This is a genomic window from Campylobacter sp. RM9334, from assembly GCF_020138145.1.
GTDB lineage: Bacteria > Campylobacterota > Campylobacteria > Campylobacterales > Campylobacteraceae > Campylobacter_E.
In genome coordinates, this window is the sequence record NZ_JACGAX010000039.1 from 1 (window position 1) to 3,771 (window position 3,771).

Sequence of the window (3,771 nt, forward strand, 5' to 3'; positions counted from 1 at the left end):
TTTAAAATATCTATTTTTATAATCTCATACTAAAAAGCACAATTAAGCAAATTATTTAAAGTAAAGGTTTTAAAAACCCAAACAAAGCTAAAAAAGAAAGCAACAATAAAAACTTACCTTTTAGCCCTATCCCGTTTCTACAATTAAAAAAAATATAATAAAAAATTAAATCTAAAAATATGTATATAAAAATCAATTATTATTAAAAAGAAAGGAGTTAAAAAAGATTTTAACAAGTCCGCAACGAGCTACTTTCCCCATGCCAGTAAGGCGTAGTATCATCACCCACAATGTGCTTAGCTTCTTGGTTCGGGATGGGACAAGGCGTTACCACATTTGTATAATCACGGACATTGTTATTTAAATCTATTAGTATTTAATAAACTTAAATAACAATGTTAAAAGCAAGTAATTTAAACTCTTAAACTTACTAAAGTAATAAACCTTAGCAAGGAAGTAATGCTTATTTAAAGTAAGCGGACGGTCTATTAGTATTGGTCAGCTAAATGGCTTTCACCACTTACACACCCAACCTATCAAGCAGCTAGTCTTGCTGCGACCTTAAGAGAAGATTCATCTTAGAGTTGGCTTCGAGCTTAGATGCTTTCAGCTCTTATCACATCCGAACTTAGCTACGCTGCGATGCTCTTGGCAGAACAACAGCTACACCAGTGGTTCGTTCAACCCGGTCCTCTCGTACTAGGGTCAAATCTCTTCAATCTTCTTACGCCCACGGCAGATAGGGACCGAACTGTCTCACGACGTTCTGAACCCAGCTCGCGTACCGCTTTAAATGGCGAACAGCCATACCCTTGGGACCTGCTCCAGCCCCAGGATGCGATGAGCCGACATCGAGGTGCCAAACCTCCCCGTCGATGTGAGCTCTTGGGGGAGATCAGCCTGTTATCCCCGGGGTACCTTTTATCCTTTGAGCGATGGCCCTTCCACACAGAACCACCGGATCACTAAGACCGACTTTCGTCTCTGCTTGACGTGTTTGTCTTGCAGTTAAGCTGGTTTATGCCTTTATACTCTACAAACGATTTCCAACCGTTTTGAACCAACCTTTGTAAGCCTCCGTTATTTTTTGGGAGGCGACCGCCCCAGTCAAACTACCCACCAGACATTGTCCTACGTGAGGATAACTCACGCTAGTTAGCTACCCGAATAAGAAAGAGTGGTATCTCAACGATGGCTCATTATAAACTGGCGTCTATAACTCAAAGCCTCCCACCTATCCTGCACATTCTTATCCAAGTAGCAGTGTCAAGCTGTAGTAAAGGTCCACGGGGTCTTTCCGTCTTGCCGCGGGTAGGAGGAATTTTCACCTCCACTACAATTTCACTGGATCCCTCTTTGAGACAGCTCCCATCTCGTTACGCCATTCATGCAGGTCGGTATTTAACCGACAAGGAATTTCGCTACCTTAGGACCGTTATAGTTACGGCCGCCGTTTACTCGGGCTTCGATCAAGAGCTTCGCATTGCTGCTGACCCCATCAATTAACCTTCGAGCACCGGGCAGGCGTCACACCCTATACATCCACTTACGTGTTAGCAGAGTGCTGTGTTTTTGGTAAACAGTCGGGAGGGACTCTTTGTTGTAAGTTTCCTTGCCTTCGAAGTCAAATTCTAATACAAGGCTAACCACACCTTATACCGAAGATACGGTGCTATTTTGCAGAGTTCCTTAAAGAGAGTTCTTCCACGCGCCTTAGAATACTCATCCCACCCACCTGTGTCGGTTTACGGTACGGGCAACATTATCTAAACTTAGAAACTTTTCTTGGCTCGACGGCATCAGCAATTCTTCCTTCCATCCGAAGACTTCAGAAAGCCTTTCAGTTCTCGGTCTAATGTTATACGGATTTGCCTGTATAACAACCTACTACCTTAGACTAGCACTTCCATCCGCTAGCTTGCTTAGCCCTAAGCGTCCTTCCATCGCACAATAATGTTGGTATTGGAATATTAACCAATTTTCCATCGCATACCCCTTTCGGACTTTGCTTAGGACCCGACTAACCCTACGATGACGAGCATCGCGTAGGAAACCTTGGGTTTACGGCGTTAATGATTCTCACATTAATTATCGCTACTCATGCCTGCATGCTCACTTCTATACGCTCCAACGCTCCTTACCGGTACATCTTCAACGCCTATAGAACGCTCTCCTACCACCCAAGCTAGGCTTGGGTCTACAGCTTCGGTACTTATTTTAGCCCCGTTATATTTTCCGCGCAAAATCACTAGACCAGTGAGCTATTACGCTTTCTTTAAAGGATGGCTGCTTCTAAGCCAACCTCCTGGTTGTTAAAGTAACTTCACATCGTTTTCCACTCAAATAAGATTTAGGGACCTTAGCTGGTAGTCTGGGTTGTTCCCCTCTCGACGACGGATTTTATCACTCGCCGCCTGACTGCTGTGATTACACTATAAGTATTCGGAGTTTGATAGGGTTTGGTACATTGGTGTATGCCCTAGCCCATTCAGTGCTCTACCCCTTATAGCTACTACACAACGCTATACCTAAATATATTTCGGAGAGAACCAGCTATCACGAAGTTTGATTGGCCTTTCACCCCTATCCACAAGTCATCCGGAGCCGTTTCAATGGCCGTCGGTTGGGTCCTCCACTAGTTCTTACACTAGCTTCAACCTGCTCATGGATAGATCACTTCGTTTCGGGTCTGCAGCATCTGACTTATCGCCCTATTAAGACTCGCTTTCGCTACGGCTTCACGTTAGCTTAACCTTGCCAGACACCACAACTCGCAGGCTCATTATGCAAAAGGCAGTCCATCACCCTGTATTGCTACATAGGGCTCTGAATGATTGTAAGCAAATGGTTTCAGGTTCTATTTCACTCTGATCACCTCAGTTCTTTTCACCTTTCCCTCACGGTACTTGTACACTATCGGTCAGACATTAGTATTTAGGGTTGGATCGTGGTCGACCCAGCTTCAGACAAGATTTCACGTGTCTCGCCCTACTCAGGATACTGCTAAGTAAAGTAAAGATTTTATGTACGGGAGTATCACCCTCTACGCTCAAGCTTTCCAACTTGTTCTACTATCTTTGCTTAGTCTTTGTTGCAGTCCTACAACCCCACTAGTAAACTAGTGGTTTGCCCTCTTACGCTTTCGCTCGCCGCTACTAGCGTAATCTCTATTGATTTCTTTTCCTGTTGGTACTAAGATGTTTCAATTCCCAACGTTCGCTCCATATATGGTAATACATATCTCTATGTATTGGGTTGCCCCATTCGGAAATCTACGAATTAATGCCCCTTGACGGCTCCTCGTAGCTTATCGCAGTCTAGTACGTCCTTCATCGCCTTTGTCTGCCAAGGCATCCACCATTTGCTCTTATTAGCTTACCTTTGTTAATAATGTTATTAATATTTTTACAATTAATAGTATTAATTGAAATATATTTGCATGCATTATTGTTATTGTTTTTAGTATTACTAAAACGCATTACTTCCTTGCTAAAGTTTTTATGTAATTATTAATCTTAATCTTCAAGACGGAAAGCGTCTAAGCTGTGATGCTTAAAAACTTTTTCTTATATATACTTAATATATATGTAATAAGAAAGAGATTAAGTATAACTACCTTTAACAAGCTTATGAAATTGTTTTATATTACTTGCTTGTGACTCTTAACATTGATAAATAAAATAACACTAGGTTAGAAACTATATATAACATAGAATTAAATTAAATAAAACCTAGAAAGAACATTTAGCTTAAATGCTCTGTTTAAGTTTT

The 3,771-nt window shown here is 41.9% G+C and carries 2 rRNA genes; both read right to left on the reverse strand.

Annotated features, from left to right (window positions below):
• Positions 1-235: 235 nt before the first annotated feature.
• Positions 236-352, reverse strand: a 5S ribosomal RNA gene (rrf, locus tag AVBRAN9334_RS10000).
• A 116-nt stretch (positions 353-468) separates the two neighbouring features.
• Positions 469-3,381: ribosomal RNA gene (locus tag AVBRAN9334_RS10005) — 23S ribosomal RNA — on the reverse strand.
• Positions 3,382-3,771 lie beyond the last annotated feature (390 nt).